The sequence below is a fragment of the Anaerocolumna sedimenticola genome, assembly GCF_009931695.1.
In the GTDB taxonomy this organism is placed as follows: Bacteria; Bacillota; Clostridia; order Lachnospirales; family Lachnospiraceae; genus Anaerocolumna; species Anaerocolumna sedimenticola.
Genome location: NZ_CP048000.1, coordinates 966,576 through 991,594 on the forward strand (window position 1 = coordinate 966,576; position 25,019 = coordinate 991,594).

The following is a 25,019-nucleotide window of genomic DNA, read 5'->3' on the forward strand; positions in this document are numbered from 1 at the left end:
TCTTGTACCTTTTTACTATACTATAAGAAGCTTGCATTTATCTTACATCAGAGTAAATATTATACACTTCTGTTCCTTTTAATATCGGAAGCCATATTTCAAATGTGACTCCGTTTCTCTTATTGTTTTTTACTCCGATCTGACCAAAATGCCGTATTACGGCCTGTTTCGCAATCGCTAACCCTAACCCGTTGCTGCCGTCTTTCTGTCGGACACTGGAAACAAAACGTTCAAATAAAACAGGCATATTTTTTTCTTCTATTCCGTTTCCATTATCTTTAATAAATAACCTTAAATCATGGCTGCCGCTGGTATAGGAAACCATAATTTCAGAGTCCTCCGGTGAGTGTTCAATGCCGTTCTTAAACAGATTCACCAATGCTTCTTTCATCCAAAAGGAATCAAACCGGAATCTTGCTTCCTTTTCGCCCTTTACATGAATAGTTATATTTTTGCTGTCCAAAAGCGGTTGTATATCCTCAACACATTCTTCAATAAAAGCGAGAATATTATGGTCTTTTACTTCTAATTTTGTATTGCAGGATTTTAACATACCGATTTTTAAATAAGAATTAATTAAAATATTCATTTTCTCTAACTGCTTTAATCCTGTCTCCAGACGCTCCGTATTTGATTTGACATTTTCAAAGATATATCGTTCCACACACAAACGGGATACCGTAAGCGGTGTTTTCAATTGATGGGATAAATCCTCCATAAAATCGTGCATTTTAGCTTTCTCCTGATGAACCAGAAGAATATTATGTTTAGAATTCAGATAAATTTTATGCAGTTTACCCATAATACGATTGGTGTAATTATTTGATTCCTCGAAAGAGGAGGCAGGGTTATTAAAATCGTCCAGATATGTCTCCAGTCTCTTTAGAAACTTCATATGGTTTTTAAACAGGATTGTAAGGCAGAATAGCAAGAAGAGTATAATAGTAAGTTCAAATATGGATAAATATGTAATTTCCTCATTTATGGAATCCTTAATAAGTATCTCACCGCTAAGACGGTATCCATATTTTTTTAATAGTTTAGTACCTGCCGCATAGGCTTTATGGTCATCATTCATTACCGTATCGATCACGGATTTATTCATATCACCATAAGCCTCAGACATAGCCCCTAAGACAGATACAATTCTCTCTGTGTAACTGTTTTTAATAGTATAAGACATATAGCTGACATTTATAATATAAAACGTAAATACCAAGAGGCCTATTCCCAGAACAAATTGTCCGTCTAAAAAATAATTTTTTTTCATATATTCTCTCCATTCCTGCGTATGATTTTTGCCCATCTGAAGTTTTTTCAACCTTACCCTCATGATGCCGCTTATGTCCCATCTCAAACAATAGGGGAATGCTCTTTGGGCATAAATCCCGAAGAAAAGCTGCCTTTGCTATTCTTCTAATGGCTCGAAGTACTTTGTGAGACTATTCACATTTACCCCTTTAATTTCTAATAATATCCACATTCCACCGGTAGCCGTAATTTTTAACAGTTTCTATGTACCCCGACCCACGGTATGTTTTTAAGGATTTTCTAAGTCTGCTGATATGAACATTAAGAGTATTTTCTTCGATGAATTTGTTTTTACAATCCCAGATTCTCTCAAACAGCAATTCTCTTTTTATAATACGACCGTTATTTTTTAATAAAATTTCACATAAGTCAAATTCAATGCTTCTTAATTTAATTTCTTCTTCATTTAAATATATTTTTCTGGTATCAAAGTTAATTGATAGATCACCGCTGAATACAATCTGCGTATCTTTTTGGGTCTGTAACTCATTTCTCCTTAATTGAGCTTCCACTCTCATTAATAATATCCGGATGGAAAAAGGTTTTGTAATATAATCATCCGCACCGTTTTTCAGTCCGGTTATGATATCCTCTTCTTCATTACATACCGTTAGCATGATAATAGGATTTGTAAAAAATGTACGGATTTCAAGGCAGAATTCAAAACCGTTGCAATCAGGTAACTGAACATCTAAAAGGCATAAATCTATTTTGTTAAACTTAAAGTAACATAAAGCAGATGAACGGCTCTGTGCGCAAAAAACCTGATACCCAACCGAAGTCAAAAGTTCCTTTACTTCATTTTGCAGTTCCGTATTATCTTCAATAATTAAAATATTGTACAAAATGATACCCCCAGAAAAGAATTCTTCCAAACAGGATGCTTTTAAAGCATCTTTCACATTTATTCCTAGGTGTATCATAATACATAATCTGACATTTATCAACTTGTTAATGGGAATTATTAGAGGGAAAACAGATAGAAATTAGATGAAAATAGATATGATAATCCTTAAGAACATTACTCGGTATTTCTTATTATAAGTTTGCTGGAAATTAGTTATTATACCGTTTATCCGTCTTTCCTGGTTAACAATAGTGAAGCATAATAATCTGTAATTAACCAGAAAAGACGAATCACACAATTAATCAGAATGTTAAACTCTTTTCTTACCTAACTTTTTATGAAATATTACTAAAACGAGGGAAGCTAACATTACCAATATAATTGCAGTTATTATTTTTACCGGATTTATTTGTTCCTTTACCCGGTACCCTGCTTTTACGATTTCCAATGAAGTACCATGTAAATCTGCTTCACCGCCGTGTTCCGTACAGGCTCTATGAAATAAACCTGTTATTTTTACCGTATCGCCTGCATATTTGTAATTTCCATAGTGAATAACATGATCTGCCTCATTTTTACTAATCCATATGCCGATTGCATTGGTTCCGTCATTGATATTTATCCAGGAATATTCTCCCCTGTCCATACGTTCCCCAATCGCTTCACCCTGAACCGAAACTTCCTGTCCATCCAGCTCTTTTGCATTTTCAATGAGATCGTTTATCTCCGTTACAGACTCTGCCTTTGCTGATATTGATAACAGGTTGGTTAAAATTAAAAAAATCAGGCCCGCTGTAATAATCTTATGCATGTTTTTTTAACACCTCCCAGAATATAACCTATTAATGCAAATACAGACAGAAATTCCAGCCTGCCTAAATACATTGCAATGATGTAATATATCTTCATAAAAACCGGCATGGAAGGCGCTGTAACACCAATGGACAATCCGACATTACCGGTAACGGAAGCGGATTCAAAAGCGGAATCTGCTAACGAATATCCATAAAATGAACCAATCATGGTTCCTATGGTAAATGTAATCATGTAACAACATATGATAGTAGCAGAAGACTTAATTAAACCGTCTTCTAATATATGGTCCTTAATATGATGGTATTTATACACTTTCATACTTCTCTCCGATGTAAGAAGTTTTTTAACATCCATAATCAAACCTTTAAAAACAATACCTACCCTTAGACCTTTAAATCCACCTGCCGTTGAGCATGCGGAACCGCCGATCAGCATAACAATTATCATAATCAGAACCCCGAAATCTCCCCATTCTAAAGCAAACTGTCTGGCATAAATAGACCCTAATCCCGTTGTCGTATGAGCTGAGACTACATTGAAAATAATTCTTCTAAAACCTGCCACCGCATCAGGATACACATTTAGTTTCGATAACCCGATCAATGCCAACATGCAGGATATAAATGATGTTATAAAGAAACTTTGAGTTTCTATATTTTTTACTATTTCTTTTCGCTTACCCTGCCATATGGCATAATGCAGACCAAAGTTAAATGAACCAAGTATAAATATAACCATAGTAACCGATTCATATAATATACTGTGATAGTACATAATGTTTTGGGTATAAGGGGCAAATCCTCCGGTACTCCATGAGGATTCAAACATATACAGTGCATGCAGAAATGCCGATACAGGTTTCAGTCCAATAAACATACCGATTATCCACAGGGAAAACGTACCAATAATAAGGTATACCATGCTTATTTTCCATATATATCTCGCAGTTCCTTTTACATTAGGCACCAATTCAATATCTTTACCTTCTCCAACATACATTTTATAAGCTCCGCCGATTTCTCTAGTTAAAAAAGAAAGCGCCAGAACAATCATTCCCTGCCCGCCAATAAAAGTTAACATATGTCTCCACATATTGAAGCCATTGGAAAGATGGTCCAGGTCCTGCGTAAGAACTAACCCTGTTGTTGTAAATCCACTCATTACATCAAAGCAGGCATCTATAAATGAGTTTGTATGCCCGCTTAACCGATACGGAATTGCACATAAAACAGTTAAGATAATCCAGGATAGTGCAGCAATAACAAAACCATGCTTCCACCCAAAATCCGGTCTGTTTTCCTTAAATTCCGCTCCAAACAGAATCAATGACAAGGCAATAATTGTTGCTATTGCACCACTGATTATAAAATCCATCATCGGATTCCATTCCCTAAACAGTATGGATGTTACGATGGGTATAATCATAGATGCGGCTACGATTAGAACTATGTATCCGGTATAATAACATATGATACCTATACTGAAAGTTCTTTTTTTATTTATATTCATCGCTTACACCCATTGCAATCTGCAATTGCATACCGCAGACAGGTCTGCGGTACTGCCACAAATAAAAACGATTGAAAGAATCTGTATGTGGCATCCCTTCTTTTATTATATTTTCTTTCATCTTATCAAACATGATGCCGCAAGGCGGCATCTCTAACCATTGGGGAAGACGTCTGGAATGAGCACCCTCCGTGCTCGTTTCGGATTCTCCTAGCGTTAAGATGTTTTTTCTTAACATGTTCACCTCATAATAATGAATGCTGCTGAAAATATTAATAAAATATAAAAAGCAGCCGCACCTAGTTCAGATATGATTCCTTTTATTTCATTTTTGATAAAGTCCATCTTTTATTCCCTCCATCATATAATTCAGTAACAATAATTGATAAGATTGATTTATTTGTGATTATTACTACCTTATCATCGGATAAAATACAGGTGTCTCCTCTTGGATATATAACTTTTTCACCCCGTAATATTGAGACAAGTACACATTCACTTGGCAAAACTAAATCTTTCACCTTTCTGTTACACCAAGAATTATGCTCATTTATTGATAATTCCGCCAGAATCATGGACCCACGTTCAAAGGTATTGATAATCCTGTAATCCTCTTTATCAAATGAATATTCTATTAAACCTGCTATTACTTCCGTACTGCAAACCGTATTATCGATACCCAGAGTTTTAAACATAATGGTATTTTTAGGATTATTAACACGGGCAATCGTTTTTTTCGTATGAAAACTTAATTTTGCAATCTGACAGATAACAAGATTTTCTTCATCCGTTCCCGTAACAGCCGCGATGATTTCTGCATCTTCGATTCCTGCATCTTTTAATACCTCTAATTTGGTACCGTCTCCCCAGATTACATCCGCATTATAGTCTTCGGCAATTTTCATACATATTTCCTTATCCCGCTCGATCAGAGTTACTTCATACCCTCTTTCTTTTAAAGTTCTTAAGAGGTTATACCCTATTTTCCCTCCGCCAATAATAATTGTTTTCATAGGAATACCTCCTTGCATAAATAATTTATTAATTTTTCCTTATCATTTTTATGAACCGTACAAAATATCCTGTCTCCTTTATTAATCCGGTCGTCTTTTTTCGGAAGACTTACCGCTCCGTCTTTCATCAGGCCTGATATGATGCAATGGAATTTATCTTCAATATTAACTACAGTAACATCTTTTTCCTTGCCTACAAGAAGCTCAATAATTCCATAATTGTTATCTAAGGTTGAAATTATTTCTAAACTTTCACTGGGCAGCTGATTTTTTAGTATTTCAATCTCATATTGAATCGGATTAATGGTAGAAATACCAAGTTTATTATAGAAATAGCTTTTATCGGGATCATTTATTCTCGCAATTATTTTAGGTACCATATATATTTTATCTGCAATAAGTGATACCGTTATATTTATATTATCATCCGGAGAAGCTGCTATCAGTGCATCTGCCTTTTTTATACCTGCCTCCAGCAGTTTATCACTGTCAAATTCAATGCCTTTGATACGCCTGCCGTTAAACCCGCTGCCCAAACCATTTAATTTATCACCATCCCGATCAATGATACAAATATCATTACCGTCGTCAGATAATCCTTTCGCAAGATTACTGCCCAATCTTCCGCAACCAATTATGATTATATACATATATTATCCTCCGCACATTAATTAGCTTCTTTTAAATGTGTTTCTTTTGTTCCTTGATTGCTTATATCAGTATTCACATCACCAAAATCAACTTCGATATTTTTATATGGAAATAAGGTACTGACCCGTTCCAAATTAACACTGGCCGGTTTATATGTGGGATTCAGTACATATGAGATTCTGTAATGTTTCCTGGCTAAGTCATTCTCTCCTTTGAATTCATACCAGATTCCGAGAAGATTATGGGGCTCCGCAGCATTAGGATCAATATTGATCGCTTTCATTATAAGTTTATATGATTCTTCATACTCATTATTTTTAAGATTACTGACTGCATCTTTCATATACATACGTAATTTACCTGACATCATTTCATAATCATACATATTTTTACACCCATTACATCCCGTTTACCTTTCAGCGGGATTGCCACAAATAAAATGAGTGAAAGAATCACATCGTGGCATCCTTTCTTAATTATATTTTCTTTCACTCTTTCCAAGGGGCTGTTTTATAATAACCCCTTTGTGAAATACTTTTTCATCAATCTTCGGCCCGGTTACGCCTGCCGGAAATGAAGTTTAAATTTATTTCATAAGTTAAGAATAAATTATTTCGTATAAGTTTTGTGTAAGTATTTTCTTATCCAAATAATTTTTGGATAAGAATACGTCTGGCGTGTCCAATGCAGAGCGTTTTTATCTCATAGAAGGATGTTTCCTATGGGATAAAAAAGGACCGTTACTAATTCTTATAGTATTAAACTTACGGAATAGTAACCTGTATTCCAGGTGTAAGTTATAATTATAAGAATTAGCAACGGTCCTATATCATATGATACATCTTTTCTTATTCGTCTACCAATCGATATCCAACCCCGATTTCTGTTATGATATATTCCGGCTGTGATGGGTCTTCGCCAAGTTTTCTCCTTAAATTGCCCATGCATACCCGCAGTGATTTCGTATCACTTGTTAACATACCCCCCAGATGTTTTCTGCAATGTATTTATGCGTAAGAACTTTCCCCCGATTCCGGGCTAATAAAACCAATACCTTATATTCATTTGGAGTTAATCGTATTTCCTTTTCATTAATCCAGACCCTGTGTTTATCCGTATCAATGGTTAAGTCTTTTATTTTATAACTTGGATTTATCTCTATGTCAGGAATATTCTCATAGTTTTTATGCCTTAAAATAACCCTGATACGTGCCAGCAATTCAGGTACGCTAAAAGGTTTGGTAAGATAATCATCCGCCCCGGCGTCAAGTGCTTCAATTTTCTCTCTGTCATGCCCTCTGGCAGAAATAATAATAATGGGCATCAGAGATACCGTCCGTAATTTTTTTATAACATCAACTCCGTCCATATCCGGTAGACCAAGGTCTAATATTAAGATATCCGGATTCTGAGATACCGCTAACATCAGAGCGCTGGAACCATCCGAAGCATCCATACACTTATATCCCTGCATTTCAATGGATACTCTAAGAAAACTTCTTATTGACTTTTCATCATCTACAATTAAAATAAGCGGTTCCATAGGTTTACTCCTTTTCCGTTAAGATATAAAAACTCACAATGGTACCATGCGGTTCATAATTTCTGATTGATATATTTCCATTATGAGCTTCGATTATTGATTTACAAAGCGGCAGCCCTAATCCCATCCCTTTTCGGTTTCCGGTATTTTTCGAATTATGATAATATCGGTCAAATACGTGGGATAATTCATCTTTCAAAAAGCCTGGCCCGTTATCTTTCACTTCAAATACAACCCGATCTGATTCACGATACAGGGAGACAATAATATCGCTTCCCTCAGGAGAATAGTTTATTGCATTATTTAAAAGATTTACTAAAACCTGCCTTATTAATATTCCGTCCACTTTTATCAATAGGATTTCATCCGGTATCTTTACGAAAATATTATAGTTAAGAGCATGTTTTTTCACATGTGTAACCGCATCCGTAATAATCTCTTCGGCCGCCTCCTCCTCAAAATTGAGCTTTACTCTGCCCTCATCAAACCGTGTAGTCTGTAATATATTTTCCACTAACTCATTTAACCAGTCCGCATCTTCATAAATGCTCTGTAAGAAGTTTTTCCTGATTTCATCACTGATCTTTTCATAATTATCCCGCGCCGTACTGGCTAACCCCATAATGCCTGCTAAGGGGGTACGAAAATCATGAGAAATGGAGCGTAACATATCAGCACGCAAACGCTCCTTTTGCATCTCAATTTGTACTTTATGCTGCTCCTCGGATATTTTCTGACGTTCCAATACAACAGCTATTTGTGGAATAATGACGTCTATAAATGTACTTTGATCATGATTCAGGACGGACTCATTTCCCAGTGAAATACCTATAACTCCCAAAATTCCGCTTTGACTTAATATGGGTTTATAAAATGCTTTAGCCTCAGAAAAAAGTGTGGTCCCAAAACCGCTAGGGATTCCTGACTGTAATGTCTCTAAACTGGCTGATTGGTCAATAAGTCCAAGAAAGCTTTCCTTACCACAGGTACTTTTATAAAGCAGCTCTCCGTTAGAATTGTTGAATTGTACAAGTATATCTGCATTCAGTAATTTTGACATCTCTTCGGCAGAGGTATCCGCTAATTCTTCTTTGCTTTTCACATCAAGTAATTTTTTTTCTATATAATACAGGGAGGCTATATACTTTTCCCGTACTTCAACAAGCTGCCTCTCCTTTTTTACCCGAATGGTCAGCATACTGGTAATAAATCCAACTATAAACATTACCATAAATGTAATGATATAATCCGGATCATGTACTTTTAAGTTAAAATACGGCTGTGTAAAGAAAAAGTTATAAAGCAGCACCGCACAGCTTGAAGAGATTAAGCTATAGATGTAACCCTCTGCTAAATAGGTAAAGATAAGTATACCTAACAGATAGATCATCACTATATTTGATTCAAACATTTTTATCTGAAAAAAAATCATTGCTATTCCGGTACATATCATCATGATAAATACCATAATTACAAGTTTTATTAATGTATTTTGCTTCTTCCCTTTATCATTTAGTGTTAAATCCAATATTTTTTCATTTGCCGTATCCATCGAAAAATTTCTCATTTATATCAACTCCGCCTATTATTAAAACAGACAATTCGTAAAATTAGTTCCAATAATAATTATCATTATTTATCACTATCAATTTTAATCATCCGGTAACCAATACCGATATGGGTCTGTATATATTTGGACTCAGTTTTGTCTTTCTCTATTTTTTTACGTAACGATGCCATATAAACTCTAAGGGAAGATAAGTCACTTTCTAATGCATTGGTCCATACTTTATCAAGAATATAATGATGCGTTAAAACCTTACCTACATTCTTAGCCAAAAGACACAGAAGATTATATTCCATAGGCATCAGATGAATTTCCCGCTCACCCAGTTTTACGGTGGCTGAGGTATAGTCAATTGTTAAGTCTCCGTTATGAAAGACGGATTCTTCTACGGTACCCCTTGCTTCCAGATATTGAATTCTCCTTAAGGTAGAACGCAGCCTTGCAAGAAGCTCCTCCACACTGAAAGGTTTTGTAAGATAGTCATCTGCTCCGGCATCCAAGGCCTGTATTTTATCTTTATCATCACTGCGTGCGCTTATTACAATAATGGGAATTACGGACCAGGAACGCAGTTTTTTAATTACCTCTACACCATCCATATCCGGAAGTCCCAAATCCAATAAAATAATATCCGGCTTTCCTGACGTAACCGCAAATAAAGCTTTCCCCCCAGAGGCTGCCGTGATATATTTATAATTCTGAGTCTCAAGGGTTGTTGTTATGAGATTTCTGATTGGCGGATCATCTTCCACTACTAAAATGTTTGGTTTTCCATTCATCATCGTAATATTACCTCCTCTGCTTTTAGAGTAAATCGAAACATGGTTCCTTTCGGTATATTATCATGTACGCTGATCTCACCCCCGTGTGCATTGATAATGGATTTACATAAGGCAAGCCCTAATCCCATACCGCGCCGGCCGTCAGCAACGGAGTTATTCACCGTATAAAACATATCAAACAGTTTTTCTTTCTGTTCATCCGCTATTCCGCTTCCATTATCCGCCACCTCAACAATGATTTCGCTTTTCCTTTTTTTAGTGGAAATGCAGATTTCAGAACCCTTTTCCGTATATTTAATTGCATTGTCTACTAAATTAATAATAACCTGCATAATTAATTTTGCATCCATTTTTGCAACCAGAAGATCATCTTCTTCCTCAACCCGTATCCGATGTTCAATACTGTTTCTGTTAATATGTTTTAATGCCTCTGATATAACGTCTTCTAACAATTCCGCCTGTAAGTTTAAATTCATGGTACCATTTTCAATCCGGGTAACCGACAATAAATTTTCCACTAAATTAATCAGCCACATGGAATCATCATAAATATCCACATACAGCTTCTGCCTTTGATCACTGCTTATTTTATCCGCATTGCCTATCAGGACCCCTGCATTTCCCGAAATGCTGGTAAGGGGTGTCCGTAAATCATGGGATATGGAACGTAAAAGATTGGCTCTTAACTGTTCCTGCTGCAATTTTATCGCTGCTTCTTTCTGCTCCCTTGCCAATTCTTCTTTTTCCAGAGCCAGGGAGCACTCGTTTAAGATAGCACTCATAATATCTTTTTCAAATGCAGGAATTTCTTTTCTTTTCATGTCAATGCCAACTACTGCAAATACCTTTTCACTGTTACGTACTGCCAGATACAGGCACTTGGCACCCGGTAATGTAGTTGTGGAGAATCCGGCATGTTTGTTGTTCTTAAAAGTCCACTGGGCAACGGCAAGTTCTTCCTTATTCAGGATATTTGTGACATCATCGTGAAATTTATAGATAAAAGGCTCTTTATTATTTTCCGGGTTACCGAGGAAAAAATAAATATTCTTCTCTAACAGCTTCCCTAACTGTTCTCCTGTATGGATAATAATATCTTCCGGTTTATCTGCCTTTTGCAGTCTGCGGCTGGTTTCCAGAAGAATTTCAGTCCGGTAAGACTTTTTTGCAGCCTGTTTTGCATGGTTTTTCACCTTTTGTGTCAAGGAAGAGCTTATAAAAGCAGTTACGAACATAATAACAAACGTTACAATATATTCCGTATTATTTACTGTAAAAGTGAACGTGGGCTCTATAAAACAGAAATTAAATACAAAAACGCTGGCGACACTGTAAATTACGCTGCATATCCTTAGTTTCGTTGCTAAAGCAGTAAATAATACACTTAACAGATAAACCATTATTATATTGGCATCACTGAAACCTAAATAACTGAATAAATATGCTATTACCGTTGCAATGGTCATAATACCCACTGATGCCAGAATATCAATTAGAACATTTTCACTTTTTAACCGATTTCGGGCTGCTTTTGATTTTATTATATATTTTTTATCAAAGGAATCCGGTACTAAAAATATTTCCAACTGCGGGGCAAGCTTTGAAAGCCGTTCTGAAAAACTCTCCTTTACGGAAAACAACATTCTTTTCGTATAGGTTCTTCCTAAAACTACTTTCGATACCCTTGCAACCTTAACATACTCCGCAATCTGTTCTACGATATCACTTCCATACGATGTTACGATTTTAGCCCCTAATTGTTCTGCCAGCCTGGTATTCTTTTTTAAACGGTCGGAATCCTCTTTCGACATTTCCGCAAACCCGGAGGTTTCAACGTAAAAGGCAGTGAACTTACCATGAAATGCATTTGCCATTCTGGCCGCCTGTCTTATTACTTTTTCATTGGAGGGAGAGGGAGACAGACAGATGAGGATATGCTCCATTACAATTCCTTCTGTCTCTTTTACACCGCCACAAGATTTTTCCTGTATCAGATTTACCCGGTCCGCCATTCTCCGAAGTGCAATTTCCCGAAGGGAAACCAGATTTTCAACGGTAAAAAAATGATTAAGTGCTTTTTTAGCCTGTTTATCTTTATATATTTTTCCCAGCTTCAGCCGTTCTAATAGTTCTTCCGGTTCTATATCCACCATTTCCACCTGGTTTGATTTATCAAATACAAAATCCGGTATTCTCTCCCGTACAATAATGCCGGTAATTCCGGCAATTACATCGTTTAAGCTCTCCAAATGCTGAACATTTACCGTTGTATAAACATCAATCCCTGCCTTAAGTAATTCCTGAATATCCTGATATCTCTTTTCATGCCTGCAGCCGGGCGCATTGGTGTGTGCAAGCTCATCCACCAGAATAAGCTGAGGTTTTCGTTTTAGGGCACTGTCCAGATCAAATTCATGCAGAATCATATTAGTATAATTTACGGACAGGTTGGGTAACGTCTCCAACCCTTTTGTTAATTCCATGGTCTCCGGCCTGGTATGAGGTTCCACATATCCTATAACAACATCAAGTCCGGCTTCTTTTGCTACATGAGCAGACTCTAACATGGCATAGGTTTTACCTACGCCAGCCGCGTATCCGAAAAAGATCTTTAACCTGCCTTTTCCCTGCTGCTCTTCACTTTCCTCTATTTGTTTTAATAATAAGTCGGGATTTCGAAAATTATCTTCCACCAGGCCGCCTTCTTTCTAACTGATTTTATCAAAAATTTATCACTTGCTTCGGTTTTGGGTGTCATAAAAATCAAACCTGCCGGTTCGATTTTAACCGGAGTCTATTGTAAAATTCCGTCCAAAGCCAGATTGACTTTTAAAACATTTACTACTCTTTCACCAAATATTCCTGCAAATCTGCCGGTTGTGTATTGATCGATAATCGCTCTGACCTTATCTTCCGTCATATTACGGGTTTGGGCAATCCGTTTAATCTGATATTCAGCCGCAGCCACACTAATATGGGGATCCATTCCACTACCGGAAATTGTAACTAAATCAACCGGTATTTTATCCATAGTCGTATCCGGATCTGACTGCCTGATTTTATCTACCCTTTCCTCAATCAGGGTTTGATACTTTTCACCGGCAGGGCTTATATTGGAAGGTCCTGCATACATTAAAGCATTTCCTTCTGTATCTGTAAATAGATCCGTATTAATATTCATAATTCTTCCCCATAAATAGTTATCCCCGCCGTATTGCTGTCCCAGCAGTTCACTTCCATATTTTACACCATTTACTTCAATCAAACTGCCGTTAGCCTTATCCTTAAAAAATAACTGTGAAATTCCTGTAATCAATAGCGGATAAATGATTCCGCATAATAAAGTCATGATAAAAAGCATGTTAACTGCTCTTAGTAATATTGGTCTTATTGTATTCATATTTCCTCTCTTTCTTACCCAATAAAAGGTAATTGCGAAACAAAATAACTTTATTTATACCATGCAATTCATACAAATTTTTGAGCTGAATCTTGCCCTAAAGGCAACTGAAGCTATGAAATTTGTATGAATAGCTGGTATATTCAGAAAACAACATAGTTTCGCATTACCTACTACCCAACCAGTCCCGTTGCCACAATGATCAGATCAATCAGTTTGACAAACAGGAATGGAGTAATTATTCCGCCCAGGCCATATACGAGTAAATTTTGGGACAAAAGTTTACCTGCCGGTAGTTCCCTATACCTTACTCCTTTTAATGCCAGAGGAATTAATGCAACAATAATAAGTGCATTGTAAATGATTGCTGAGAACACCGCACTTTCCGCACTGTGCAGCCTCATAATATTTAAAGCGGACAATTCCGGATATAATCCTACAAACAAAGCCGGGATAATAGCGAAATATTTGGCCAGGTCATTTGCGACACTAAAGGTGGTAAGGCTTCCTCTGGTCATAAGCAGCTGCTTACCAATCCTTACAATCTCAATTAACTTTGTCGGAGACGAATCCAAATCCACCATATTGCCGGCTTCCTTTGCCGCCTGTGTTCCCGTATTCATTGCAACTGCAACATCTGCCTGGGCCAGTGCCGGGGCATCATTGGTACCGTCCCCTGTCATTGCAACTAAATGGCCTTGTGACTGGAATTCTCGTATCATGGAGAGTTTTCCTTCCGGTGTGGCTTCCGCAAGAAAATCATCCACACCGGCCTCGGCAGCGATTGCCGCAGCCGTTAAAGGATTATCCCCGGTAATCATAATGGTTTTTATACCCATTTTCCTAAGATCTGCGAACTTTTCTTTTACGCCCGACTTAATAATATCTTTTAAATAAATTACTCCCAATACGGTGTGGTCTTTTGTTACCACTAACGGTGTTCCTCCCTGGTTCGCGATTCTTTTAACAACTGCATCACATTCCCCGCTGTACTGATTACCAAATTTCTGCACATATGCTTTCATGGAATCAGCCGCACCTTTACGTATCTCACAGCCTTTTATATCTACACCGCTCATTCTGGTTGCGGCGGTAAAAGGTACGAATACCATATGAAGTTCATTTAAATTACGTTCCCTGATACCAAACTTTTCTTTCGCAAGTACCACAACACTTCTGCCCTCCGGAGTTTCATCGGGTAAAGAGGACAGCTGGGCTGCATCTGCCAATTCTAAAACAGTAAACCCGTCTACCGGGATAAATTCGCTTGCCTGGCGGTTGCCAAGGGTTATAGTACCTGTTTTATCCAACATCAGAATATCCACATCTCCTGCCGCCTCAATTGCCCTGCCGCTCATGGCAAGTACATTAGCCTGATTTAGTCTGCTCATTCCTGCGATACCGATAGAAGATAATAAAGCACCGATCGTAGTAGGCGCAAGACATACTAAAAGTGCGATTAAGGAAGTAACAGAAGTCGGGTTAGGAATATCAGCCTGTTTTGATGAAAATAAGGAATACGAATATAAGGAAACCGTAACCAGGATAAAGATAACCGACAACGCAATTAAAAAAATCTGCAAGGCTATTTCATTGGGAGTCTTTTTTCTGGAGGAACCTTCTACCATAGCTATCATTTTGTCCAGGAAACTTTCACCTGCTTCATTGGTTACTTCAATGATAAGCCAATCGGAGATTACTGTTGTACCTCCCGTTACGGCACTTCTGTCACCGCCTGCTTCCCTGACAACCGGTGCGGATTCCCCTGTTATGGCACTTTCATCCACGGAAGCCGCTCCTAGTATGACTTCTCCGTCCGCAGGAATCTGTTCTCCTGCCCTTACAATAACAAGATCACCTTTCTTCAAAAGAGCCGACGATATAACTTCCTGTTTATCCTTACTATCAACGGACGGAATTTTATGGGCTTCCACATCCTTTTTCGCTGAACGAAGAGAATCCGCCTGGGCTTTTCCCCTGCCTTCCGCAATCGCTTCGGCAAAATTGGCGAAAAGAACAGTAAACCATAAAATAACGGAAATTCCTAAAATATAACCGGTAGGAGCATCTTCTATTCCAAACAAGGAAAGGATAAATAATCCGCTTGTTAATATGGCGGAAACGTAAACTAAAAACATAACCAGATTTTCTAACTGTATTTTAGGTGATAATTTTATAAATGATTCCTTTAAAGCCCGTATGAGTATTTTTTTATCAAACATTGTATTCTCTTTCATATAAATCCTCCATACTGCCGATACCCGTGAATTTGGGCGTCAGCACAAATTTGCTAGCCCAGCATTTTAAGGTGTTCTGCAATCGGTCCCAGGGCTAATGCCGGGAAAAAGCTCAACGCACCGATTAATAAAATAACAAAGATCAACAAAAAAACAAACATGGTATTACTAGTAGAAAGAGTACCGGTTGTTGCTGCTATCTTTTTCTTATGCGCAAGACTTCCCGCTGCTGCCAGCATCGCAATCATTGGTACAAATCTGGCAAACAACATACACAGTCCAAGTGACACATTAACAAATACCGTATTTGCAAAAAATCCTGCAAAAGCAGATCCGTTGTTTCCTCCTCCTGAGGTATAGGCATATAAAATTTCGGAAAACCCATGTGCACCGGTATTATTTAAGCTTGCTGTTATATCCGGTACCACTGCTGCAATACCGCTGCCGATTAAAATTGCAACCGGTGTGGCAAGGCATGCTAAAACTGCCATCTTCATTTCATATGGTTCTATCTTCTTTCCCAGATATTCCGGTGTACGCCCGACCATCAGCCCGGCTATAAATACGGTTAATATAGCAAAGCCAAGCATACCATACAGGCCGCTTCCGACACCGCCGAATATAACTTCACCAAGCTGTATTAAGAGCATTAATGCCATACCGCCAAGGGGTGTGTAGGAATCAAACATGGAATTGACAGAGCCGTTGGAGGCTGCCGTGGTGAAAACCGACCAGGTAACCGATGACGCTATTCCCAGTCTTGCTTCTTTTCCTTCCATGTTACCTCCGGCCTGATTCTTTGTACTTAAATCTACGGAGCCATTTGCCGCTAGCTGTGGTGTTCCGGTTTGTTCATTTACTGCTACACAGGCAAGAGCAATAACCAGCACAATCATCATAGCTGAAAATATGGCAATACCCTGTTTTTTATCCTTTATATTCCGCCCAAAAGTAAATACTAGTGCCGCAGGTATCAATAAAATGGAAAGCATCTGCACCAAATTGGATAAGACAGTGGGGTTTTCATAAGGGAATGCTGAATTGGTTCCAAAAAAACCGCCGCCGTTGGTTCCCAATTGTTTTATTGCTATCTGACTGGCAGCCGGGCCCATTGGAACTATTTCATTCGTTACCACGGTTCCGTCCTTAAGGGTTATAGGTTCCACTAATTTCACCGTATCATATGGTTTAAAATTCTGAACCACCCCTTGCGACACCAAAATAACGGAGACTAAAAGAGACAGGGGAATCAGCACATATAAAATAGTTCTGGTAAAATCCACCCAAAAGTTTCCTATCCTGTCTTTCTGCTTATTGATAAAACCTCTGATTACCGCAAATAATACAGCTATTCCGACGGCAGCCGATACAAAGTTCTGGACCGTAAGCCCTAACATCTGCGTAAAATAGGATAGCTGTGATTCGCCGCTGTAAGCCTGCCAGTTTGTATTGGTTATAAAACTGACTGCCGTATTAAAAGCCAGATGCCAGCCGGTACCTTTTACTCCCTCCGGATTTAGCGGCAGGTAGCCTTGAAATAAAATAATTAAAAATAATACCGCTAAGCTGATAACACTTAAGCTGATTACACTTGCCGCATATCTCTTCCATGTCATTTCTTCCGTATTGTCGATTTTTAAGATACGGTATATGAATTTTTCACATGGAAGAAATATCCTGGATAAAAACACTTTTTCACCATTCATTACCTTTCCGATATAACTTCCCAGCGGAATGGCCAATAAAACTAAAATAATTAAATATAAAAGATATTGAATTATAACATTTACCATTTCATCTAAGCTCCATTCTATTTTCAATATACAGGTTAAACCTTTTGCTATTTTCCTCCTGTTTGCTATAAAATATAACATTGATGATATAAAATAGGTGTTAGAATTCTTTTGGCTCATATTAAAATTACATTAAAACAGCCGATGCACTTTAGGTCATGCAACGGCTGTTTCAGATTCCTATGATATTATAATATTATATCCTTGGCTAACCGGCCAAATCTCTTTAATTGTAGTAGTTTTTCAATTGCTTCAAAGGATTTCCACCAGTTCTCGCTGATAGCAAATGCTTTAGGGTACTCATTACCGTTATACCATTCCCAGGGTATGTCCCAAACGCCTGAAGCAGGTCTGTTTAAAATAATCTGATCAAGTGCATTTTCTACTTCCGGTTTGTTTTCATCATAGAATCTGCTGTTTGGCGATAAAACGAATTCCAGGGGATTCGCCATAAAATTACCGGTTTCGTTCTGTATTTTATTACGGACCAAAGAAAATATCTGCTCACTAAAATCCGGGTGATCAAATTCTTTTGTTAGCCCAGCACTTTCTAAATCATCCAGCAATCTGCAATATCCGCCTATTCCCATATCACCGAAATTCTTTGTTGTAGGCAGTTTGCAGACTAATAATTTCGCATATTCCTTTGCCATTTGATAAAGGTTCGATTGCTTTTCACCATACCGAAGGATAAAACCGGACAGAATTGCCGTAATTCCGATGCTTTGAAAAACATTATCCTGCGGGTTATAATCCCACCACCTGGCATGGGGATAATTATCATTTGACGGAATTATGAAAAACCAGCCGTAGTCCGCTTTGTACTCCGTATTCTCAAGATAGCGGAACAATCCCTGATATACGGGATGTGCGGTATCATAAAAATCAATTTGGCGAAGAATTCTTATAACAAACTGTGCGTTGTATGGAGTAGATGCCGGATTCCAGTTATCAGGCTCTATGGCACCTCCAAAACCACCGTCGCTATTTTGATAGCAGGGCAAAATTGCAAGGACAGCCTCCTTGCTTCCATTCTCAAAGTGATACTGCCACAATGCTAAATCAAGCGGCCTTGCATTTTTGTAAATCCACCGGCGTATTTCCTCTAAGGTTTGTTTACTCAATATTTGCATATCCTTTCCTCCTGAATTAATTTTAAAAAAATGTAGCGTAAATGATGTTCCTATTGTACCTTACATTTTGAAACGGTCATTGTAAAAAACGGACATATTATGTATATATTCCTGCGGGGTCAGACCGCAGACCATTCTAAAATCATGGATGAAATGAGGTTGATCAAAAAACCCGGCTTGTACAGCAACATCCGTTAGATAAACGGAGTCTCTTTGCAGTAAATGCAATGCATAATTGGTTCGTACAATTCGGGAAAACATCTTGGGGCTGGTGCCAACAAAACGCATAAATAACCGCCGGATCTGTTTTTCACTATAATAGTATTCAGAAGATAATTTACCGGTGCTTTTATTTCCATGCTGCTTAACTATATCTTGCATCATTGCCAAAACACTTTTGTTTGTTTGGAAATTCATCAGTTTGGTAATAAAAATCCTGTTCAGGGTTTCAACCAGATCCGTAACCGATTCGGATTTTATAAGCTCATTTTCCAGTGTTGTCGTAAATGTTTTATCCAGCTCATCCAGCTTAAAGGAGGAATCAACTAACTCGAACTGGTCTATTTGGATAAAAGGATATAACCCGCCCGGTTGAAATTCGATCAGCAGCAGAAGCTTCATCTTATTTGCAAAAGCCCCGACATTACATGCTTTGGTGTTAACTCCACGTAATCCGCTGAATATAGTATCAGAACCGACAGATATGGTAAGCGTTGAACTCGCCGTAGGCAGAACCGTATATTCATCCGGCATCGTTTGCGGTGACGGGAAAGAAATTGTATAGTTAGCGATATAAGGTCGCAGCAAAATATGGGGAGATAGATAAAGAAAATTGCTTCCGCGATTCAGGGATATTCCCTGATAGGATTGAATACTTTCTTTCGTGATCATGGCTGCCTCCAAAGATTAATCATTCTCATTACCGTTAAAAATTAACTATAATAAATCTATTTAATTTCCAATCCTAAAAGACGCGCTAAGGCGGCAGCCTGGTAGGTATCCACGATTGCTCCTGCCAGTTCTTTATAGTTATCGGAAAGCAGGATTCCATCTATGGTGCTTTCTCTGAAATCGATTCCCTTTAAGGGAGTCTTAAAGAAATCACAATTATTTAAGATTACCTCCTTTAACTCCATCTCTTTTAATATACATTCGGCCAAACAGGCATTACTGAAATTTGAGGATGCCAGAATCACTTTCTGAAATTTAGAATGTTCAAAATTTGAGTAAGTAAAATTAGAATCTGAAAAATTTACATGTTTGATAACTGAGTTTTGGAATTTACAGCCCATGCCTTTACAGGAGATGAATTCCACCTGATTAAAATAACCGTTTTCAAAAGTACAATTGGAAATGTCACAGTGTTTAAAATACACATTTGTAAATCCCACTTTATTAAAGTTGCAATCTAACAGCTTGCAGTTGTCAAATTCAACAATATTATAATCGATCCCTGATAAATCTTCCCCGGAAAGGTAATCCGATGTAAACAATAACCTTTCTGCTGCCCGCTCTTCGGCCTGTAGTTCAATGATTTGATTCAGCATAGGTCCCGCATCTCTTAATTCAGTTACCAGTGGTACATTAATCTTCATATCTCCATCCCCGTATTTTATTATTTTTAGTATAGTATCATTGTAGCCGTTATCTTTTGGATAATCAATCCTGAAATACAATTGATTAACACCGGAGCCGGAATAAACATAAATGATATAATAAAAAACAGACCATAATTGAAATGCACCCCATTGTTAGACAAAAAATCTAACATTTGGAGGTGCACTTCAATTTATGATCTGTTTATATGGTATTATTTAAACAAATAGTCAAGAATGATGATAGTTATTTCTTTTCCTTAAACATTAAGGTCGTACCGTCCTGGTCCATTGACAATACATCATCCTCTAATTTAAGTGTCATATTTTCGCCTTCCGAACCAATGGTTACTACACCGTCTTTTTCAGACCAAGTACCATCTTGACTCTCGCCTGCAAAATTGACAGTTACAACACCATCTTTTTTGAATTCAAGTGTAAATTCAGTCATTCCGAGCTGTTCCATTTGCTCCGCTGTAACTTCAATACCGGATGGATCTTTTCCGCCAGATAACTCCCAAGTTGTACCCTCGAGCTTGGATGCCGGTTCTTTGCTGCCACAGCCAACTAAAGCAAAGCTAAGTACTAATAATACTGCTAATAATAATGATAATCTCCTTTTCATTTTTTACTCTCCTTTTTTGATTAAATTTTGCCAAATTCGACAAATTAATTATATATGACATTACCATTTATTTCTACCCGGACTATTGCCCTAAGTTTTTATACTAATATTTCCTTTTCTGGTATATTTTGTATAGTTTTTCCGGTCGATTTACCCTTTTTTATCAAAAATGCTCCCAACATAACAGACAGATACTGTTTAAACTGCCTGGCTTATTGGGAGCATAAAGCAAATGTTTTTTATGAAATTATTATATTTTTATTGGGAAAATAGCAGAGAACTTACTATAAACCTTTTGATTTCCGATTATTTTGTATGCTCTGACTTTATAATAATAGGTTCTTCCTTTTGTTAATCCGTAATTGATAAAATGTAAAGAAGTAGTGGATTTAACACGGCTATACGTTTTCGTTTTAGAAGAAGCCCTGTATATTTCATAACCGGAGGCACCGCTTACCTTATTCCAGGTAAAACTGATTCTTCCTGAGCTTACCTTTACCAGTTTCACATCACCAGGTGTGGAAGGTACCGGTTTGGCACCGGCTATTTCGGAAAAGCTGCTATAAACTTTTTTTGTTCCCTTATATCTGTATGCTCTGACTTTATAATAATAGGTTTTTCCGGTAGTAAGGCCAGTGTTGGTAAATGATTTTGCAGTTGTAGCTTTTATGATTTTATAAGCCCCTGTTTTTGAATCAGCCTTGTAAACCTCGTAACCGGAGGCACCGCTTACCGTTCCCCAGGAAATTTTAGTACTATTAAAACCTCCGGATACCGCTTTTAAAGCCGCAGGTACAGAAAGTTTAACAGTAACGGAACATGACGCCTTTTTATTGCCGCCGGCAATTGCTGTAAGTGTTGCCGTTCCTGTCCCTACTGTTTGTATTTTCCCTTTTGAATCGACTTTTACTACGGTCTCGTCACTGCTTGCCCATGTGACAGTTTTGTCATCCGCCGGGTTAGCCGGATTATAAGTTACTGTTAAAGTTTCACTTGTACCTAAATAAAGATTCAGATTTTGCTTGTTCAGGGAAATACTTTTTATATCCGTACCCACTGTAACCTGGATGGAAGCAGATAATGAGCCGCATACAGCAGTAATTGTAGCTTTTCCCCTCTTCTTTGCTGTTATTATCCCCTCGGAATAGGTTGCAACCGATTCATCCGTAGAGGTTATTACCAAATTATCCGTCGTATCCACCGGCTGTACATCAAGAGTTACTGTTTGCTTCTGTCCGGCAGTTAAGGCAACCGATGCTTGTGAAAATGTGATTGACTTTACAGGAGCCAGCACACTTACAGGTATACTATGGGTTAATGTCCCTACGGTCGCTATAATAGTGGTCTTTCCCGGTCTTATCGCTTTAATAATACCATCCTCCACCATAGCAATGGATTCATCTTCGCTTCTCCATACAACAGTTTTATCATCGGTTGTGTCCATAGGATAATACGACACTGCAATTCTTTTCGTTTCACCTTTATTCAATCTCATTTCGTTATAGTCTGAATAAATTTCTTTCAGTGGATTATATACCGTAATTCTGCAATTTGCCGAGGCTGTCCCGGAAATCGCAGTTATCGTAGCAGTTCCGGGTGCCTTCGCATAAATACGCCCATTATCCACGGTAACTACCGAATTATCTGAACTTTTCCACGTTACCATCCGGTTTGTAGAATCTGCCGGTGTAAAATCAAGATGAAGTTTTGTGGATTCCCCTTTATTCATTGCCAGATTTTTTTCATCAATTGTAATTGACGTAGGATTAAGAGCCGTACCTCCCACAATAATATGACAGGTTGCCTGATATTTTCCCATAGCAGCAGATATATCTGCCTCTCCGGAGCTTAAGCCCCTGACTGAACCGTTTGCATCCACCGATACAGTATGGGGATTTGAACTGGTCCATATAATATTACCTGTTATATCAGAAGAAAATGCCGGATAAAAATCAGGCTTTAATGTAACGGTATCTCCGACTCCAATATTTTTAACATCTTCAGAAAATACCATTTCTTCTAACGGCAGGTTGATTATCTGATAATACTCCGGAAAATTCTTTTCAAAGAAAGTTTCCGCGTAAGAATTTTTATATACCAATACACCGGTATAAGGGAATTTGCCGACGCCTATACTTGTAACCTGGCTTGGTATCTTTATAGGTCTTAAATTATCACAGCCTTGAAATGTAAAATTTCCTATACTGGTTACATTCTCCGGAATACTTATACTTATTAAACTGCTGCAGCCGTAAAACGCAAAATCTCCTATGCTTGTTATCCTGTCCTGTATTCTGATTGTGGTCAGACCGGTACATTTTATAAATGTTCTGTTCTCAATTTTAGTAACTTTATAGGGTATTTTTATACTCGTCAGACTGGAACAGTAAGAAAAGGCATATTCCCCAATACTTGTTATTTCATCTGATAAATGAATATTTTTTAAACTAATGCAATTATTAAATGCATACTTACCTATACTTTTAATACTATCCGGCAGCATAACCGATGTTAAATTGCTACAATCCTGAAATACCTCATCTTCCAGTCCGGTTACTCCTTCCGGTATGTTTACGGAGGTCAGACTGCTGCAGCCTGAAAAAGCACTCCTCCCAATCTTTTTTACTGCTTCCGGAAGATTAATCCCCGTAAGCTTACCGCAATCCTTAAATGCACTGTTACCGATATAGGATACCCTGTCAGGCAAATGCATGCTTTTCAGGCTGCTGCAGCCTGAAAATGTACCATCCTCTATACCGGTAACTCCATCCGGTATATTGATATTTGCTAAACCGGCGCAGTTTCTAAATGCATCTTCACCGATATATGTTATTTTATCCGGCAGTTTAATACCTGTTATATTAACTGCATCCATAAAAGCCTCGTCCTCAATACGAATTACGTTATATGTCATATTTCTGTTCGTAACCGTCTGGGGTATGTTCACTTCTCCCGATAGCTTTTCATTGCTTCCCTCCTCGTTGATTACTTCCGCAGTTCCATTCTCTGTCTCCGTCGGTTCACTAAGAACCTTGTAAGTAAGGGTTTGATTATCATAAGCATAGGTAAAGGTACTGCCTACATAGGCCTCTGCCGTTATGCCTTTCAATATGAGCAGAACCCCTGCTATTATTAATATTGCCAATATATTTTTGCCCTTTTTATTCATTCCGCTATTCTCCTTCAGCTCCTTAATTACCAGTTTACATAACATGTTAACATAATAGTATTGTAGCATTATCAGGGCCTATTGCAACCTGTAATAAATGTCAAAAATCGATGTACCTTTTTAACCATGTACCCTATTGACAAAAATTTCTAATAGTGGTATATTTATAACAATATGTTAGAAATATACCACTACTAGGGAGGTAATTAATGATGAAAATTAATAAATTAGGTTTTTTATCGTGTCTGGCACTGCTGGGTATTTTAGGACTATTTGAGGAACACCGCGGTATGATGGGATTCTTTGGATTCGCTTATTATATCCGATATTTCTTTGTAATACCGGATGAGATGTTCCTGCTGAATGTGCGGCAAGCGGCATGCATTGGTTTTTTTACCGGAAGCGCCGTTACCAGTCTTGCAATCATCATTCGAATTCTATTTCCAGCTATTTTAACAAGCAACATGGCTCTGGCGTCATGTTACATTGTATCCATGTTCATCTTTACTTTGGTGCTCACATCACTTGAGATAAAAGAGCAACGGGGGTGAATAACATGGCCTTGATTACAAAAATGCGCGAATATAGAGCAAGACATAACATAACACAGGATGAACTCGCCGCACTTGTTGGAGTGCGTCGGGAAACTATCATTAATCTGGAGAAAGGCCGCTATAATCCATCTCTAAAGCTCGCCATGGATATTGCCCATGTTTTCTCCTGCACAGTAGAAGATTTATTTTCATTCAGTGAGGAGGTAAAATAATGAGACGCTTTATAAGGCTTTGCGGAAAGGTAAAATATCTGGGGCTTTTGGGGCTGCCCGGCCTATTTCTCAAGTACAGATTGTTTGATGTTCTCTGGCTATTCTATAATAGTAAGGTTAATCCACCTCATGTCACATAGTTTCCTTACGAAAAGCACCTCATTTCCCAAAAAATTTATGGAAAATGAGGTGTTTTTCGAATTCTGTTTGTCTTATGAGGTAAATATGTAATTTATCCTTGTGATTTCTCGTCTTACATCAT

23 protein-coding genes are annotated in these 25,019 nt (G+C 37.8%); 2 read left to right on the plus strand and 21 right to left on the minus strand.

The window, feature by feature from the left end:
- Positions 1-37: 37 nt before the first annotated feature.
- The 21 genes from Ana3638_RS04275 to Ana3638_RS04370 all read right to left on the minus strand — a co-directional run bounded on the left by Ana3638_RS04275 (position 38) and on the right by Ana3638_RS04370 (position 23,991).
- Entirely contained in the window at positions 38-1,270 is a 1,233-nt protein-coding gene (locus tag Ana3638_RS04275; protein WP_161836933.1) for a sensor histidine kinase, read from the minus strand.
- 190 nt (positions 1,271-1,460) lie between these two features.
- Positions 1,461-2,156 carry a response regulator transcription factor gene (locus tag Ana3638_RS04280; protein WP_161836934.1) on the minus strand — a complete coding sequence of 232 codons (696 nt, stop codon included), beginning with the start codon at positions 2,154-2,156 and terminating at the stop codon, positions 1,461-1,463.
- 312 nt (positions 2,157-2,468) lie between these two features.
- Positions 2,469-2,969 carry a DNA-binding protein gene (locus tag Ana3638_RS04285; protein WP_161836935.1) on the minus strand — a complete coding sequence of 167 codons (501 nt, stop codon included), beginning with the start codon at positions 2,967-2,969 and terminating at the stop codon, positions 2,469-2,471.
- On the minus strand, positions 2,942-4,483 hold the full coding sequence (locus Ana3638_RS04290) for a TrkH family potassium uptake protein (RefSeq protein WP_161836936.1): 1,542 nt from the start codon (positions 4,481-4,483) through the stop codon (positions 2,942-2,944). Before Ana3638_RS04290 ends, Ana3638_RS04285 begins: the two co-directional genes overlap by 28 nt.
- On the minus strand, positions 4,470-4,721 hold the full coding sequence (locus Ana3638_RS04295) for a hypothetical protein (protein ID WP_161836937.1): 252 nt from the start codon (positions 4,719-4,721) through the stop codon (positions 4,470-4,472). The genes Ana3638_RS04290 and Ana3638_RS04295 overlap by 14 nt, the downstream gene beginning before the upstream one ends.
- Positions 4,722-4,803: 82 nt before the next feature.
- Complete coding sequence (locus Ana3638_RS04300) at positions 4,804-5,496, minus strand: potassium channel family protein (RefSeq protein ID WP_161836938.1); 693 nt, start codon at positions 5,494-5,496, stop codon at positions 4,804-4,806.
- Positions 5,493-6,146, minus strand: a complete 654-nt coding sequence (locus tag Ana3638_RS04305; RefSeq protein WP_161836939.1) for a potassium channel family protein — start codon at positions 6,144-6,146, stop codon at positions 5,493-5,495. The genes Ana3638_RS04300 and Ana3638_RS04305 overlap by 4 nt, the downstream gene beginning before the upstream one ends.
- A 17-nt stretch (positions 6,147-6,163) precedes the next feature.
- Positions 6,164-6,532, minus strand: a complete 369-nt coding sequence (locus Ana3638_RS04310; protein ID WP_161836940.1) for a tetratricopeptide repeat protein — start codon at positions 6,530-6,532, stop codon at positions 6,164-6,166.
- 463 nt (positions 6,533-6,995) lie between these two features.
- The gene (locus tag Ana3638_RS26015; RefSeq protein WP_330587850.1) at positions 6,996-7,127 is read right to left on the minus strand and encodes a winged helix-turn-helix domain-containing protein; all 132 of its coding nucleotides are present in this window, start codon (positions 7,125-7,127) and stop codon (positions 6,996-6,998) included.
- Positions 7,121-7,690: a response regulator transcription factor gene (locus tag Ana3638_RS04315; protein WP_330587851.1), complete on the minus strand. Its 570-nt coding sequence runs from the start codon at positions 7,688-7,690 to the stop codon at positions 7,121-7,123. Before Ana3638_RS04315 ends, Ana3638_RS26015 begins: the two co-directional genes overlap by 7 nt.
- A 4-nt stretch (positions 7,691-7,694) precedes the next feature.
- Positions 7,695-9,257 (minus strand): DUF4118 domain-containing protein, encoded by a 1,563-nt coding sequence (locus tag Ana3638_RS04320; protein WP_161836941.1) that lies wholly within the window; start codon positions 9,255-9,257, stop codon positions 7,695-7,697.
- 65 nt (positions 9,258-9,322) lie between these two features.
- A complete protein-coding gene (locus Ana3638_RS04325; protein ID WP_161836942.1) occupies positions 9,323-10,039 on the minus strand; it encodes a response regulator in 717 nt (238 codons plus the stop codon).
- Entirely contained in the window at positions 10,036-12,732 is a 2,697-nt protein-coding gene (locus tag Ana3638_RS04330) for a sensor histidine kinase (RefSeq protein ID WP_202621564.1), read from the minus strand. The genes Ana3638_RS04325 and Ana3638_RS04330 overlap by 4 nt, the downstream gene beginning before the upstream one ends.
- A gap of 101 nt (positions 12,733-12,833) precedes the next feature.
- On the minus strand, positions 12,834-13,439 hold the full coding sequence (gene kdpC / locus Ana3638_RS04335) for a potassium-transporting ATPase subunit KdpC (RefSeq protein ID WP_161836943.1): 606 nt from the start codon (positions 13,437-13,439) through the stop codon (positions 12,834-12,836).
- 173 nt (positions 13,440-13,612) lie between these two features.
- Positions 13,613-15,676, minus strand: a complete 2,064-nt coding sequence (kdpB, locus tag Ana3638_RS04340) for a potassium-transporting ATPase subunit KdpB (protein ID WP_161836944.1) — start codon at positions 15,674-15,676, stop codon at positions 13,613-13,615.
- 53 nt (positions 15,677-15,729) lie between these two features.
- Entirely contained in the window at positions 15,730-17,469 is a 1,740-nt protein-coding gene (gene kdpA / locus Ana3638_RS04345) for a potassium-transporting ATPase subunit KdpA (RefSeq protein WP_161836945.1), read from the minus strand.
- A 188-nt stretch (positions 17,470-17,657) separates the two neighbouring features.
- Complete coding sequence (locus Ana3638_RS04350) at positions 17,658-18,602, minus strand: hypothetical protein (protein ID WP_161836946.1); 945 nt, start codon at positions 18,600-18,602, stop codon at positions 17,658-17,660.
- Positions 18,603-18,662: 60 nt separating this feature from the next.
- Entirely contained in the window at positions 18,663-19,493 is an 831-nt protein-coding gene (locus tag Ana3638_RS04355; protein WP_161836947.1) for an AraC family transcriptional regulator, read from the minus strand.
- A gap of 56 nt (positions 19,494-19,549) precedes the next feature.
- Positions 19,550-20,197: a pentapeptide repeat-containing protein gene (locus tag Ana3638_RS04360; RefSeq protein WP_161836948.1), complete on the minus strand. Its 648-nt coding sequence runs from the start codon at positions 20,195-20,197 to the stop codon at positions 19,550-19,552.
- A 247-nt stretch (positions 20,198-20,444) separates the two neighbouring features.
- Positions 20,445-20,822 (minus strand): hypothetical protein, encoded by a 378-nt coding sequence (locus Ana3638_RS04365; RefSeq protein WP_161836949.1) that lies wholly within the window; start codon positions 20,820-20,822, stop codon positions 20,445-20,447.
- Between the two features lie 250 nt (positions 20,823-21,072).
- The gene (locus Ana3638_RS04370; RefSeq protein ID WP_161836950.1) at positions 21,073-23,991 is read right to left on the minus strand and encodes a leucine-rich repeat protein; all 2,919 of its coding nucleotides are present in this window, start codon (positions 23,989-23,991) and stop codon (positions 21,073-21,075) included.
- Between the two features lie 209 nt (positions 23,992-24,200).
- Here Ana3638_RS04370 and Ana3638_RS04375 point away from each other — a divergent pair, with 209 nt between their 5' ends.
- Together Ana3638_RS04375 and Ana3638_RS04380 are read left to right on the plus strand one after the other, a co-directional pair.
- Positions 24,201-24,542: a DUF3796 domain-containing protein gene (locus tag Ana3638_RS04375; protein ID WP_161836951.1), complete on the plus strand. Its 342-nt coding sequence runs from the start codon at positions 24,201-24,203 to the stop codon at positions 24,540-24,542.
- Positions 24,543-24,547: 5 nt separating this feature from the next.
- Entirely contained in the window at positions 24,548-24,757 is a 210-nt protein-coding gene (locus Ana3638_RS04380) for a helix-turn-helix transcriptional regulator (protein WP_161836952.1), read from the plus strand.
- The last annotated feature ends 262 nt before the right edge of the window (positions 24,758-25,019 follow it).

Coding starts and splice junctions, on each gene's coding strand:
- Ana3638_RS04305 (WP_161836939.1), bottom strand. CDS start 6,146: ATGTATATAATCATAATTGGTTGCGGAAGATTGGGCAGTAATCTTGCG.
- Ana3638_RS04285 (WP_161836935.1), bottom strand. CDS start 2,969: ATGCATAAGATTATTACAGCGGGCCTGATTTTTTTAATTTTAACCAAC.
- Ana3638_RS04310 (WP_161836940.1), bottom strand. CDS start 6,532: ATGTATGATTATGAAATGATGTCAGGTAAATTACGTATGTATATGAAA.
- kdpA (WP_161836945.1), bottom strand. CDS start 17,469: ATGGTAAATGTTATAATTCAATATCTTTTATATTTAATTATTTTAGTT.
- Ana3638_RS04300 (WP_161836938.1), bottom strand. CDS start 5,496: ATGAAAACAATTATTATTGGCGGAGGGAAAATAGGGTATAACCTCTTA.
- kdpC (WP_161836943.1), bottom strand. CDS start 13,439: ATGAATACAATAAGACCAATATTACTAAGAGCAGTTAACATGCTTTTT.
- Ana3638_RS04275 (WP_161836933.1), bottom strand. CDS start 1,270: ATGAAAAAAAATTATTTTTTAGACGGACAATTTGTTCTGGGAATAGGC.
- Ana3638_RS04380 (WP_161836952.1), top strand. CDS start 24,548: ATGGCCTTGATTACAAAAATGCGCGAATATAGAGCAAGACATAACATA.
- Ana3638_RS04325 (WP_161836942.1), bottom strand. CDS start 10,039: ATGATGAATGGAAAACCAAACATTTTAGTAGTGGAAGATGATCCGCCA.
- Ana3638_RS04375 (WP_161836951.1), top strand. CDS start 24,201: ATGATGAAAATTAATAAATTAGGTTTTTTATCGTGTCTGGCACTGCTG.
- kdpB (WP_161836944.1), bottom strand. CDS start 15,676: ATGAAAGAGAATACAATGTTTGATAAAAAAATACTCATACGGGCTTTA.
- Ana3638_RS04365 (WP_161836949.1), bottom strand. CDS start 20,822: ATGAAAAGGAGATTATCATTATTATTAGCAGTATTATTAGTACTTAGC.
- Ana3638_RS26015 (WP_330587850.1), bottom strand. CDS start 7,127: ATGTTAACAAGTGATACGAAATCACTGCGGGTATGCATGGGCAATTTA.
- Ana3638_RS04290 (WP_161836936.1), bottom strand. CDS start 4,483: ATGAATATAAATAAAAAAAGAACTTTCAGTATAGGTATCATATGTTAT.
- Ana3638_RS04295 (WP_161836937.1), bottom strand. CDS start 4,721: ATGTTAAGAAAAAACATCTTAACGCTAGGAGAATCCGAAACGAGCACG.
- Ana3638_RS04355 (WP_161836947.1), bottom strand. CDS start 19,493: ATGATCACGAAAGAAAGTATTCAATCCTATCAGGGAATATCCCTGAAT.
- Ana3638_RS04315 (WP_330587851.1), bottom strand. CDS start 7,690: ATGGAACCGCTTATTTTAATTGTAGATGATGAAAAGTCAATAAGAAGT.
- Ana3638_RS04370 (WP_161836950.1), bottom strand. CDS start 23,991: ATGAATAAAAAGGGCAAAAATATATTGGCAATATTAATAATAGCAGGG.
- Ana3638_RS04320 (WP_161836941.1), bottom strand. CDS start 9,257: ATGAGAAATTTTTCGATGGATACGGCAAATGAAAAAATATTGGATTTA.
- Ana3638_RS04350 (WP_161836946.1), bottom strand. CDS start 18,602: ATGCAAATATTGAGTAAACAAACCTTAGAGGAAATACGCCGGTGGATT.
- Ana3638_RS04360 (WP_161836948.1), bottom strand. CDS start 20,197: ATGAAGATTAATGTACCACTGGTAACTGAATTAAGAGATGCGGGACCT.